Here is a 12,730-nt window from a genome sequence, read left to right as displayed (position 1 = left end):
CCGATCACACACTCATCATGAGCACCAATAATAGAACCGCACTCAGCGCCAAGGCCGCGCGTAATCTGGCCAACGCAACCGTCACCCCGCCTCAGTGGGATGAGATCACACCACGCTGGCTGCACCAGCTCCTACAATGGGTGGATGTCGATGGTGGCATCTACCGCGTCAACCGCGTGAAATCCAAGGAAGGCGGCCCCACGGTCGAGGTCATCACGGTGGACGGGGATGTGTCCTCTGACGACGACGAAGCACCGGAGCTTCCTGACACCTACGTCGATTATGAGGAGGAGCCCCGCGAGTATCATCTCTCCACCATCCGCACCGTTCTCCAAACCCACACACGCATCACCGATCTTTACAGCAACCGCATTGACCAGTTGGGCGAGCAGGTGCGCCTCACCGTCGAGGCGGTGAAAGAGCGCGAAGAGTATGAGCTGATCAACAATCCACGCTTTGGCATCCTCAACGAAGTGGTCGAAAAGCAGCGCATCAAGACCCGCACCGGACCACCGACACCGGACGACCTCGACGAGCTCATCACCCGTGTGTGGAAAAAACCAGCCTTCTTCCTCACGCACCCGAAAGCCATCGCCGCCTTTGGTCGCGAGGCCACTCGCCGCGGCGTGCCGCCACCCACCGTGACGCTTTTTGGCTCTCCCTTCATCACTTGGCGTGGCATCCCGCTCATCCCGAGCGACAAGTTTGTCATCAACGACAAGAATGAAACGAGCATTCTGCTTCTTCGTGTAGGGGAGAAGCAGCGCGGCGTGGTCGGTCTTCAAAAAGCAGGCGTCACGGGCGAGATCGAGCCCGGCCTCTCGGTTCGATACATGGGCACTAACAAGAAATCGAAGGCTCTGCATCTCGTCACCCGCTATTTCTCGGTCGCCGCGCTGGATGAGGATGCGCTCGCACGTCTCGACGGGGTGAAAATCGACCACTACCACGAATATGTCTTCCCCAAAGCCTGAGCTGGCCGTCTTCCCCGATGAAGACGAGGAAGCGCTGAAACACACTGCGGTGTTGCGCCAGCTCTTCAAAGGCTTCTACTCAGGTGCAGAGGACGTTCCATCCATCCGCAAGCAGGTTGGTGCATCACCAGCACCTGCTGAGGTGGCTGTTTTGCCGGAAACCGTCCCGGACAGCGCCTCCTTGCCCGGCAAGACTCGTGACATCTCTCTCAATGGCGGATTTCCCAGCACCTCCACCTCTGCGCCGGTGCATCCCACCGTGGTCGCGGCGGGAGACAAGGGACATTCGGAAACGCCCGCAGGCACTCACCACAAAGGAGCGGCTGATTCGTTTGAGTTTGAGAGCCTCGTTTGTTCTCGAAAACCATCGAGGCAAAGCCCGCCCGGCCGCTGCTGGTTTCCTCCGCGCCAGTCGAGCCGTTGCTGCCCGCGTGGTTGCCGGGTTCGCTGCCGAGTAGTGACACGGGCTACTACTTCTTGGAGCATGTCGCGAATGCCGGAGCTTCATCAGAGGCGCTCACCGCCTTCGATGTCGAAGGCGTCCGTCGTGACTTTCCCGCGCTGCACCAGCGGGTGAACGGTCATCCGCTCATCTACCTCGACAATGCCGCCACCACGCACAAGCCGCAGGCCGTGCTGGATGCCACCTCGCAGTTCTACGGCCGCGACAACTCCAACATCCACCGCGCCGCCCATGTGCTCGCAGAGCGCTCCACGAAGCTCTTCGAGGCAGGTCGCGAAAAGGTGCGCCAGTTCCTCGGCGCAGCCGATGCGAAGGAGATTGTCTTTGTCCGTGGCACCACGGAGGGCATCAATCTCGTCGCGAATAGCTACGGCCGCCGTCACGTCAGCCCGGGCGATGAAATCCTGCTCACACAGCTCGAACACCACGCGAACATCGTGCCCTGGCAGCTCCTCGCCGAGCAAACCGGAGCCGTCATCCGCGTCGCGCCGATCAATGACCGTGGCGAACTCATCCTCGAAGAGTTCGCAAAGCTCCTCAGCGAGAAAACCAAGATCGTCAGCGTCACGCATGTCTCGAATGCACTCGGCACCGTCAATCCCGTCGAGCAGATCATCCCGCTGGCGCATGCCGTCGGCGCGGTCGTGCTCGTCGATGGTGCACAGTCCACACCGCATCTGCCGGTCAATGTTTCCGCGCTCGACGCCGACTTCTACGTCTTCAGCGGGCACAAGATCTTCGGCCCCACCGGCATCGGAGCCCTTTATGGCAAAAAACACCTGCTCGATGCCATGCCACCCTGGCAGGGCGGGGGACACATGATTCAGGACGTCACCTTTGAGAAGACCATCTACCGTCCTGCACCGGAGAAATTCGAGGCAGGCACGCCGGACATCGCTGGCGTCGTCGGACTCGGTGCCGCGATTGATTACCTCTTCCGCGTCGGCATTCCCGCCATCGCCGCGTATGAGCACACCCTGCTGGAGTATGCCACCCATGCCTTGAGCACCGTCCCAGGGCTTCGTCCCATTGGCACCGCGGCCAATAAAGCCAGCGTGCTCTCCTTTATCATCCCAGGCGTGTCGAACGAGGCCATCGCGCATCATCTCGACAAGCAGGGCATCGCCGTCCGTGCCGGACACCACTGCGCCTTGCCCGCGCAGCGTCATTTCGGCCAGGACACCACCGTGCGGCCCTCGCTGGCCTTCTACAACACCTTCGCGGAGGTCGATGCCTTTGTCGCCGCACTGCACTCACTCCCGAAACGCTGATTCACCATGGCCACGATCACCGCCACCGAGCTGCACGAACTCTTGCAGGACAATGCCGCCCAAAACGTCATCGATGTGCGCACGCCCGTCGAGTTCGCCGAGGTCCACGTCGCTGCGGCGAAGAGCGTGCCGCTCGACTCGCTCGATCCCGATCATCTGCACGAGCATCATCGGCTCAGCCTCGAAAAACCCGTGTACATCCTCTGCCGCAGCGGTCAGCGAGCCACCAAGGCTGCCGACCAGCTCGCCAAGGCCGGCTTTCCAAACTCCGTCGTCGTCGAGGGCGGCACGCTCGCGTGGATCGAGGCCGGACTGCCCGTGACCCGTGGCAAAACGAAGGTCATCAGCCTGGAGCGCCAGGTGCGCATCGTCGCGGGCTTCATCGTGCTCAGCGGCGTGCTGCTCTCGCAGTTCGTGAATCCCGCCTTTTTCTGGCTCAGCGGCTTCATCGGTGCCGGTCTCATCTTTGCCGGCATCAGTGACTGGTGCGGCATGGGCCTCCTGCTCGCCAAAGCACCGTGGAATCAAAAAGCCTAGTCCATGTCCTCCCGCAAACCGCAGAATCCGGCCCTCGCCCTCGCTGACTGGCACATTCCCGAGCTTCTCGCGTCCTACGAGCGATTTGGCGGCTTCAATGAGAACAGCTCCAGCAATCTCCCCTCCAAAGGCGCGGTCAATGACATCTGCCGCGATCTGCTTCAGCTCCTCTTTCCCGGCTTTCACGACCTCGATGCCATCCCGGACGGCACGCTCGCGCAGTTGACCGTCGAGCGCATGCTCTCCGTCGTCCGCCGTTTGCAGGAGCAGGTGCGCAAAGCCGTCCGCATCGGCAATCCCGACAAACCCACCGGCAAGACCGTGCCCATCATGAAAAAATTCGTGAAGGCCATACCCGCCGTCCGCGAACTGCTCAAGCATGATGTCGAGGCTGCCCTGGCTGGTGATCCAAGTGTGCGCATGCAGGAGGAAATCATCCTGTCCTTTCCCTTTGTCGAGGCCATCGCCATCCAGCGCCTGGCCCACCGCCTTTACAAAGAAGGAGCGCCCATCATCCCGCGCATGATGACCGAGTGGGCGCATGCCCGCACCGGCATCGACATCCATCCCGGAGCCAGCATCGGCACCCACTTCTTCATCGACCACGGCACTGGCGTCGTCATTGGTGAGACCTGCAAGATCGGCAACAACGTGAAGCTCTACCACGGCGTCACCCTCGGTGCCCGCAGCTTCGCCAAAGACGACAGCGGCCAGATTGTGCGCGGCACCAAGCGGCACCCGGATGTGGAAGACAACGTCACCATCTACCCGAACTCCACCATCCTCGGCGGAGAGACGGTGCTTGGCGAAGGCAGCACCATCGGCGCGAACGTCACCCTCATGCACAGCGTTCCGCCGAACTCCCTCGTCGTCACCAAAGAGGCCGGTATCCACATCCTCGACAAAAACGCCAAGAAGACCAAGAAGGAAGTCGGCGAGTTCAGCATTTGATCACGGACTTATCTGATTCTGTTGTGAAACAAACGCTGCTGAGATTTAAAATAACGCACCATACAAATGGCATAGTTGCGGCCAACACTGTTTCTCTTTCATGCTCATACTTTTTTTACTCGTCGTTCTAACAGTCCTGGGCGTCTCGTTTCTTTGTTCCTTGATGGAGGCGGTACTGCTCAGCCTGAACCCGCTTTCGCTCAAGTTGCAGGAGAAAAAGGGCAGCGCGGTGTCTGGGCGCTGGCTTCGGCTCAAAAACAACATCGAGCGCCCGGTTTCGGCCATTCTCATTTTCAACACGCTGGCCAGCACCGGCCTTGCCACACTTGCAGGGGCCCTTTCCACCGATGTGTTTGGTGGCGAATGGCTTTGGCTGTTTTCCGTGATCATCAGCGTCTTGGTGCTCTTGGGCGGCGAAATGGCCCCGAAGATCATCGGCGTCCATCACGCTGAAAAACTCGCTCCACGGCTCATCGGACCGCTCACCTGGATGCTGCGGCTCTGCCATCCACTCGTGCTGCTGATGGAAAAATTCTGCCAGCGCCTCAAACGCAGCGCGAACGAAGGCCGCACGCAGAGTGACCACATCATGGACATCATCACGCTCGTCCAGGCCGCGAAAGCCGAGCAGCTCATTCATAATCGCGAGGAAATCATCATCATCCACGCCGCGACACTCAGCGCACGCCGCGTGAAGTCCGCCATGGTGCCGCGTGAGGCCGTGAAGGTCTTCGACATGCGTCTCTCGCTGCTGGAAAACGTTCAGGCCGCTGGCGAGAAACTCCACCGCAGTTATCCCGTCAGCCCAGACGGCACTTTGGAGCGAGTCACCGGTTACATCCGCGTTCGCGAGCTCTTTGTGCAGAACCTCACCACGCCCGAGTCCGCCGACTGGACACATCTCATTCGCCCCGCGCTACGCATTGATGGCAAAGCCTCGCTCACCCAGCTTCTCGCCCTCTTCCTCGACAAGCAAGAGGTCGCGGTGCTCGTGGATGCGCCGGACAACTCGATCCTCGGCTGGATCACCATGGACGATGTGATGAAGGTGCTCATGGGAGCGCGAGTTTGAGGCGTTTCCCGCTTCTCCATGGCAATAGACCGTCTCGTTGGGTCGTTGGAACCCACGCATGAATAAAAGCCATCCGTTTCTGCCTCTCGCCGTGCTTTGCCTGGCACTCACCTCCATCACACACGCTGCGGTGAAGCTCCCGCCGGTCATCTCGGATCACATGGTGCTCCAGCGCGATGTCGCGGCACCGATCTGGGGCACGGCAGCCCCTGGCGAGGAGATTTCCGTTTCCATCGCTGAACAAACGAAGAAGACGACCGCAGGTGCGGATGGGAAGTGGCAGCTAAAGCTCGATCCGCTGGAGGTGGCGGAAGGACTCACGCTCACCGTGAAGGGCACGAACACCATCGAAGTGAAAGACGTGCTCGTGGGCGAGGTGTGGCTGGGCTCCGGGCAGTCGAACATGGCGGGAACGGTCCGTGGCTACAAGATCAACGACGAAGGCTTGCAGAAGACGCTCGCCGCCGCGCCGTATCCGCGCATCCGCCTGATCCGCCAAGGCGGTGCGGGCTGGACAGAGGCCACCGCAGCGAACGTCGATGGCTTCTCCGCGATCCTGTTTGCCTTTGGTTCGCGCTTGCACACCGATCTCGATGTCCCCGTCGGCCTGATGCTCGGCGCGGTAGGCGGCACGCCCTCGGGTTACTGGCTCACGGAGGAGATGTATCGCGGTGACGTGGCCTGCCAGGCGCAGGTGAAGGAGTTTGCCAAAACGTATGACTTTCCCGCCGCGATGAAGGCCTACGAGCGCTACATGACCGCGTGGAAGGCCAACGCGGAAAAAGCGAAACACAGCGGTGCTCGCGTGGGTCGCGAACCTGCCGTGCCCAGGCAGCCCGGCGAGTGCATGGGCGTCATCGGTCATCTCTACGCGGCACACATTCAGCCCTATGTGCCGTATGCGATTCGCGGCGTGCTGTGGGATCAAGGCGAAGGCGGCACAGGCATCACCGGCGTGGATCAATTTCACCTCATGGGCGCTCTCATCCAAGGCTGGCGCAAAGCCTGGAACCAGGACTTTCCCTTCCTCTACATGCAGAAGCCCAGCGGCGGCGGCACCGCCTGGGATCTGGCGAATCCGACCACGAAAAACGCCATTCCCTTCGCTCCGCCGCCCGCCAAAGTGCCCGCTGACAACGAAGGCATCGCCCGTGCAGTCCACATCAAAATCCGGCAGCACCCGCACACCGCCATGGTCATCAGCACCGACCTCGGCGGCATGACGCATCCCACGAACAAATCCGGCTACGGCGAGCGTGCCAAGCAAGTCGCGCTCGGCTTTGTCTATGGCCAAAAAATCGAATTCAGCGGCCCGCTCTACGCCTCGCACGAGACCGTGGGCGACAAAGTGCGCGTCAAGTTCACGCATGTCGGCCAAGGACTCGCCGCACGTCACAGCGACAAGCTTCAAGGCTTCCTCATTGCCGGTGCCGACAAGAAATTCGTCTGGGCTGATGCCACCATCGAAGGCGATACCGTTCTCGTCTCCAGCGCCGCCGTTTCAACTCCCGCCGCCGTCCGCTACGCCTGGTCCAGCAATGCCCCGTGGGCGAACCTCTTCAATCAAGACGGCCTACCCGCCCAAGCCTTCCGCACGGATGACTGGGAGACAGATCCCCGTGCTGCACGCCGATGAAATCCGCATTTCTCGCTCTCACCTTTGCCTTTCTCGGCTCGCTTTCGGCAGCGGAGGAAATGATCGTCGAAAAGCTCCAAGGCCCCGTCACGGCAGCTGAGCTACAGGCCTTCAAGAGCTTCATGCGCACGGTGCCGGTGCCTGTGGACAATCTGCGCAATGCCATGGTCTATGGCAGCGGCGGCATGGCTGTCGAGTCGTTGGGGCGGATGTTTGAAATCTCGGGTGATCGCGAGCTGCTCGATCTCATGCTGCGCTTCACAGACCAGATGCTTGCGGCGAGAAATGACGCGAAAACCGGCGTCATCGTCTGGACGGGCGAACGTGAGGCTGTATGGCCGAATTCGGTGCCCAAAGAAGGCCAACTCGCCTACGCAGGCACGGAGACGGGCGATGTCATTGGCCACATCGCGTATGCGGCGCGGCTTATTCTGCAAAACGAGTCGCTGCAGGGTGAAAAGGTGCCCGATGGCGATCCTCATGGCTTTGGCGGGACGTATCGCGAGCGGGCACGGCGCTATTTGCGTGAGATGGACCACACGGTGGATGCCTTCGTGCTGCGGTGGCTCGTGCGGGCTGATACGCTGCGCTATTATTCGCCCAATTCACCGGCCTACGACTCCGCCTCGCGTCCCGGCAGCTCGAATCTGCCTGTGCCGTGGAATCAGCAGATGATGCTGAACAACGGCTTCCAACGGCTCGCTGAATGCCACGCGCTGCTTGGCGATGATGCGTCACGATTGAAACGCTACGAAGCCATCGTGCAGGCCTCCGTGGACTGGTTCTTTGCGGCGGCGAAGCGCATCACCGTGAATGGCCACGAGTGCTACCGTTGGACCTATGCTGCCGAAGAACCCATGCGTCACTTCGAAGACACCGCGCATGGCGGCTACGATGTCGGCGGACTTTACCGTGCCTATGTGAGCGGTCGCTACGGCATCACGGCGGCGATGATGAAACCCTTTGCCAACATCGTGCTCCACATCATGGCGCGGCCCAACCACACCTTCACTGGCCGCACCGATGGCGAAACCGCTGGCAAACGCCCGCCCGGCACACTGCGTGGCAACTGGATCGACCTCTGCGAGTTCGCGCCTGAACTGCTTCCCATTCTCCACGCCGCGAATCGCGGCCGAATCAAAGGTAGTGCGGATACCACGGCGAACCTGCTCTGGACCAAACATCGGCTGAACTTGCCAGCGATGAAGAGCAATTGAGCCACCGCTCTGAATGTGAGGCTCTGTGAGAAACTTTTTCTAATTCCTACTTGCCGAATGTAGATTCAGAAGATAACTGTCCAGCACATCGCCCCAGCAGTCCTTACAGACCGCCTGCGACCTCCAAGAGACTGACCGGACCACCGGAAGTGTTCGACGACAAAAACCGCTCCAGACCCTGCGTCTGCACAGCGGCTTGCTGTTCGAGCCTCCATGACCCGGTCAGTCTCTTTTTCATTTAGCCCACCGGTCCCATACCGGGGCGCTCCCGACAACGACACCTGCCGACGCCGACCGGACCACCGGAAGCCGACGCTCCGCAGATGCCAACCTCATGAAATCCAAAGCAATCCGACCCACCCAACACCTTTTCTCCCGAGTCTCGCTCCTCGGCTTGATCCTCTCCGTCTCCGTCGCAGCCAATGCCGACGACAACGAAGCATCCAAGCTAAAGCGAGGCACCTTTTATCAAAACCCGCTCAGCTACAGCACCACGCGTGATCCTGATCCGCCGAAGTATGCGCGCAGTGTCAGCGAGCTCGGCATCGACTCGCTGCTGAATGTGAATTGGCTCGATGTGGGCCTCGATTACCGCTTCCGCTACGAATACCGCGATGACGACATCCGCCGGGCGCAGGCGGGCCTCGATGAGCCGTGGCTGCACCGCACGCGGGCCTACATCGGCATCAAAGAGATCGCTGATCCCTTCCGCTTCGCGGCGGAGCTTCAGGACTCGCGTCGCTACAACTCAAACTACGCCCGCGATAACCGCGACTTCAATGAATTCGAGTTCATCCGCCTCTACGGCGAGCTGTACTTCAAGGATCTGCTCGGCCACGATGCCATCGGCAATCCGCGACCGCTCAGCATCCGCTACGGCATTCATAACTTCGAGTTCCTCGACCGCCGTCTGCTCGGCAACAACCAGTGGCGCAACACTGCGAACACCTTCCAGGGCTTTCACGCCAGCCTCGGGCAGGAAAGCAATGACTGGCAGCTCGATCTGCTCGCCGTGCAGCCGCTGAGCCGCTCGAAGTATGATTGGGATCGCCCTGTGGAGCAGCAGTGGCTTTACGGGGCCATCGGCCACTGGCGAAAGTGGTCAGACATCATCACGCTGGAGCCGTTTTACCTCGCCTTGAATCAATCCGCCTATGCAGGCGTGGCTGAGCGGTTCGTCCATTCGCCTGGCTTGCGCGGCTACGGCATCGTCGGCAGCAGCGGCTTCGATTACGACTTCAGTTTCATCTACCAGTTTGGTCGAAATGGATCGCGAGATGTGCGTGCGTATGCCGGAAACATCGAAGTCGGCTACACCTGGGCCACGAACCCGTGGAAGCCGCGTTTCAGCCTCTTCTACGGCTACGCCAGCGGTGATCGCGATCCGAACGACAACCAGGACAACCGCTTCGAGCGCTTCTTCGGCTTCGGTCGTCCGTGGTCCGCCAATGACTACGTCGTTTATGAAAACATCAGCGCACCGAAGGCTCGTGTGGAGTTCAAACCACGTCACAACCTGCGCGTCGATTTCGGCTACAGCCTCTTTTGGCTCGCCAGTGACAAGGACCGCTTCGCCAACGCCAACAACGCCCGCGACGTGACCGGCCGCAGCGGCGGCTTCGTCGGACAAGAGCTCGACATCCGCGCTCGCTACGCCTGGAGCCCCAAGACCGAGATCACCGTCGGCTACGCCTACTTCAAAGCCGGTGACTTCATCCAAAACCGCGTCCGCAGCGGCGACACCGACTTCGCCTACTTCGAATTTAGTCACCGCTTCTTCTGATTCCAACACCTCATCCCTCATCTCCAAACTCTTCTCCCATATTCCATCATGAAACTCTCTCTCATCCTCACCACCGCTCTTCTGAGCCTCTCCGCCTCTGCCGCCGACTTCGAGCTGCTGAACGTCTCCTACGATCCCACACGTGAACTCTACGCCGAGTTCAACAAAGCCTTCGCGAAGCACTACAAGGCCACCGCTGGCAAAAAAGTCAGCATTGACCAATCCCACGGCGGTTCTGGCAAACAGGCCCGCGCCGTCATTGATGGCCTCGAAGCTGATGTCGTCACACTCGCCTTGGCAGGTGACATCGACGTGATCGGCCAGCAGGCTGGTCTCATCGCGAAGGACTGGCAAAAGCGCCTGCCGAACAGCAGCGCCCCTTACACGAGCACCATCGTGTTCGTCGTGCGGAAGGACAATCCGAAGAACATCCAGGACTGGGACGACCTCGTGAAGCCCGGCGTGAATGTCGTCACACCGAATCCGAAGACCTCCGGCGGTGCGCGGTGGAATTACCTCGCCGCTTGGGCCTACGCGCTGAAGAAATACGGCAGCGAAGCCAAGGCGAAGGATTTCATCTCCGCGCTGTTCAAGAACGTGCCCGTGCTCGATACCGGTGCTCGTGCTTCGACGACCACGTTTGCACAGCGCGGCATCGGCGATGTGTTTCTCTCTTGGGAAAACGAGGCATGGCTCATCCAGCGTGAGTTCCCCGGCCAGACGAAAATCGTGATCCCCTCGCTGAGCATCCTCGCCGAGCCCACCGTGGCCGTGGTGGACAAGAACGCCGAGAAAAAAGGCACCACCGAAGTCGCGAAGGCCTACCTCGAATACCTCTACACACCCGAGGCGCAGGACATCATCGGCAAGCACTACTACCGCCCGCGTGATGCCGCTGCCGCCGCGAAATACAGCACCCGCTTCCCGAAACTCACGCTCGTCACCATCGACGGCGACTTCGGCGGCTGGGGCAAGGCGCAGAAGAAGCACTTCGATGAAGGCGGCATCTTTGACCAGATCTACTCCGCGAAGTGAAACGCGGCTGATGCACTCAAAACACCTCCGCACGCCATGTCCTACTTCACCACCATCATCGAAGCCGTCGGTCGCACGCCGCTTGTGAAGCTCAACCGCATCACCGCGGGCCTTCCGGCCACCATCGCGCTCAAAGGCGAGTTCAAGAACCCGCTCGGCAGTGTCAAAGACCGCATCGGCCGCGCCATGATCGAGGCGGCGGAGCAAAGCGGCGTGCTGCGGCCCGGCGGGCACATCATCGAGCCCACCAGCGGCAACACCGGCATCGCGCTCGCCTTTGTCGCCGCCGCGAAAGGCTATCCGCTCACGTTGACGATGCCGGAGAGCATGAGCCTGGAGCGCCGCACGCTGCTGGCGCTTCTCGGTGCCAATCTGGTGCTCACGCCTGCAAAGGAAGGCATGAAAGGCGCGATCAAACGCGCTGAGGAACTCATCGCCGAGACACCCGGCGCATGGATGCCGCAGCAGTTTGAAAATCCGGCGAATCCGGAGATCCATCGCAAAACGACGGCGAACGAGATCTGGCACGACACTGGTGGTCAGATCGACATCTTCGTCGCTGCGGTGGGCACCGGCGGCACGATCACCGGCGTGAGCGAAGTCATCAAAGCCCGCAAACCCTCGCTGCAATCCATCGCCGTCGAGCCTGCGGCATCGCCGGTCATTTCACAGACACGTGCCGGAGAGCCGGTGCAGCCTGGCCCGCACAAGATTCAAGGCACCGGCGCTGGCTTCGTGCCGAAGAACCTCAACCTCGGCATCGTCGATGAGGTCATCCAGGTCACCAACGAGGATGCCATCGCCACCGCGCAGCGCCTCGCTCGCGAGGAAGGCCTGCTCGTCGGCATTTCCACCGGTGCGAACGTGTGGGCCGCGCTGCAAGTCGCCGCGCGTCCGGAGAATGCCGGGAAGCTCATTGTCACCCTCGGTTGCAGCACCGGCGAGCGCTACCTCTCCACCGCCCTCGCTGACGAGGCACGCAGCAAAGTCACCGCTTGAAACCATGACACTCCCATCCCATTTGCAATTCACCGGCAGGCACGCGTTTCAGCGCGGCACCATCCCACTGCCATCCTCACGACTGATGACTGAAATCCACCCGAGCGAGCAACAAGGCATCTTCATCCCGAAGATCGTCAGCAAGCCGCTCAAACCGGGTTACGGCATCAAAATCGGCATCTTCGCCGGCATTCATGGCGATGAGGAAGCGGGCACGCTCGCCACGCAGGAACTCATCCGCTGGGCCGCCGAGAAGCCGGAGGAGCTGCACGACTACGAGCTGCATTTCTTCCCCATCTGCAATCCCACCGGCCTCGTGCTGGGCACGCGGCACAGCCACAGCGGCCTCGATTTGAACCGAGAGTTCTGGTTTGGCTCCACCGAGCCTGAAATCGTCTATTTGGAGAGCGAACTGCGCCGCGAAAAATACGACGGCATCGTCTCCCTGCACTCCGATGACACCTCCGACGGCTGCTACGGCTTCGTCAGCGGCGATCTGCTCAGCGAGCACCTGCTCGAGCCTGCGCTGCAAGCGGCGAGCGAATTCCTCCCGCGCAACGAGCAGCACATCATCGATGGCTTTCTCGCTAGTCGCGGCATCATCAAGGAAGGCTACCTCGGCATCCTCAGCGCTCCGCCGGAACAGAGGCCGCGTGCGCTGGAGATCGTGTTCGAGACTCCCGCGCTCGCGCCGATGCCGCAGCAGGTCAAAGCCACCGTCGCCGCCGTGAAGCGCATCCTCGCCGAATACCGCCAACTCCAGGCCTACGCCGCGAACTTGTAATCCCACTC

General features: G+C 60.9%; 11 protein-coding genes. All 11 read left to right on the top strand.

The window, feature by feature from the left end; all coding sequences use genetic code 11:
• The first annotated feature begins 17 nt into the window (after positions 1-17).
• Positions 18-974 (top strand): hypothetical protein, encoded by a 957-nt coding sequence (locus IPK32_03590; protein ID MBK8091091.1) that lies wholly within the window; start codon positions 18-20, stop codon positions 972-974.
• Between the two features lie 351 nt (positions 975-1,325).
• Entirely contained in the window at positions 1,326-2,708 is a 1,383-nt protein-coding gene (locus tag IPK32_03585) for a cysteine desulfurase (protein ID MBK8091090.1), read from the top strand.
• Positions 2,709-2,714: 6 nt separating this feature from the next.
• Positions 2,715-3,245 carry a rhodanese-like domain-containing protein gene (locus tag IPK32_03580; GenBank protein ID MBK8091089.1) on the top strand — a complete coding sequence of 177 codons (531 nt, stop codon included), beginning with the start codon at positions 2,715-2,717 and terminating at the stop codon, positions 3,243-3,245.
• Between the two features lie 3 nt (positions 3,246-3,248).
• Positions 3,249-4,196 carry a serine acetyltransferase gene (locus tag IPK32_03575; GenBank protein MBK8091088.1) on the top strand — a complete coding sequence of 316 codons (948 nt, stop codon included), beginning with the start codon at positions 3,249-3,251 and terminating at the stop codon, positions 4,194-4,196.
• A gap of 100 nt (positions 4,197-4,296) precedes the next feature.
• Positions 4,297-5,268, top strand: a complete 972-nt coding sequence (locus tag IPK32_03570; GenBank protein MBK8091087.1) for a DUF21 domain-containing protein — start codon at positions 4,297-4,299, stop codon at positions 5,266-5,268.
• A 58-nt stretch (positions 5,269-5,326) separates the two neighbouring features.
• A complete protein-coding gene (locus IPK32_03565) occupies positions 5,327-6,904 on the top strand; it encodes a hypothetical protein (GenBank protein ID MBK8091086.1) in 1,578 nt (525 codons plus the stop codon).
• The gene (locus IPK32_03560; protein MBK8091085.1) at positions 6,901-8,121 is read left to right on the top strand and encodes a hypothetical protein; all 1,221 of its coding nucleotides are present in this window, start codon (positions 6,901-6,903) and stop codon (positions 8,119-8,121) included. The genes IPK32_03565 and IPK32_03560 overlap by 4 nt, the downstream gene beginning before the upstream one ends.
• A 334-nt stretch (positions 8,122-8,455) precedes the next feature.
• On the top strand, positions 8,456-9,904 hold the full coding sequence (locus IPK32_03555) for an alginate export family protein (GenBank protein MBK8091084.1): 1,449 nt from the start codon (positions 8,456-8,458) through the stop codon (positions 9,902-9,904).
• 48 nt (positions 9,905-9,952) lie between these two features.
• Entirely contained in the window at positions 9,953-10,939 is a 987-nt protein-coding gene (locus tag IPK32_03550) for a sulfate ABC transporter substrate-binding protein (GenBank protein MBK8091083.1), read from the top strand.
• A gap of 36 nt (positions 10,940-10,975) precedes the next feature.
• On the top strand, positions 10,976-11,938 hold the full coding sequence (gene cysK, locus IPK32_03545) for a cysteine synthase A (GenBank protein MBK8091082.1): 963 nt from the start codon (positions 10,976-10,978) through the stop codon (positions 11,936-11,938).
• A 4-nt stretch (positions 11,939-11,942) separates the two neighbouring features.
• Positions 11,943-12,722: a succinylglutamate desuccinylase/aspartoacylase family protein gene (locus IPK32_03540; protein MBK8091081.1), complete on the top strand. Its 780-nt coding sequence runs from the start codon at positions 11,943-11,945 to the stop codon at positions 12,720-12,722.
• Positions 12,723-12,730 lie beyond the last annotated feature (8 nt).

Source organism: Verrucomicrobiaceae bacterium (genome assembly GCA_016713035.1).
In the GTDB taxonomy this organism is placed as follows: Bacteria; Verrucomicrobiota; Verrucomicrobiia; order Verrucomicrobiales; family Verrucomicrobiaceae; genus Prosthecobacter.
This window is presented reverse-complemented; position numbering and strand designations above follow the sequence as displayed.

Coding starts and splice junctions, on each gene's coding strand:
- IPK32_03590 (MBK8091091.1), top strand. CDS start 18: ATGAGCACCAATAATAGAACCGCACTCAGCGCCAAGGCCGCGCGTAAT.
- IPK32_03580 (MBK8091089.1), top strand. CDS start 2,715: ATGGCCACGATCACCGCCACCGAGCTGCACGAACTCTTGCAGGACAAT.
- IPK32_03575 (MBK8091088.1), top strand. CDS start 3,249: ATGTCCTCCCGCAAACCGCAGAATCCGGCCCTCGCCCTCGCTGACTGG.
- IPK32_03570 (MBK8091087.1), top strand. CDS start 4,297: ATGCTCATACTTTTTTTACTCGTCGTTCTAACAGTCCTGGGCGTCTCG.
- IPK32_03565 (MBK8091086.1), top strand. CDS start 5,327: ATGAATAAAAGCCATCCGTTTCTGCCTCTCGCCGTGCTTTGCCTGGCA.
- IPK32_03560 (MBK8091085.1), top strand. CDS start 6,901: ATGAAATCCGCATTTCTCGCTCTCACCTTTGCCTTTCTCGGCTCGCTT.
- IPK32_03555 (MBK8091084.1), top strand. CDS start 8,456: ATGAAATCCAAAGCAATCCGACCCACCCAACACCTTTTCTCCCGAGTC.
- IPK32_03550 (MBK8091083.1), top strand. CDS start 9,953: ATGAAACTCTCTCTCATCCTCACCACCGCTCTTCTGAGCCTCTCCGCC.
- cysK (MBK8091082.1), top strand. CDS start 10,976: ATGTCCTACTTCACCACCATCATCGAAGCCGTCGGTCGCACGCCGCTT.
- IPK32_03540 (MBK8091081.1), top strand. CDS start 11,943: ATGACACTCCCATCCCATTTGCAATTCACCGGCAGGCACGCGTTTCAG.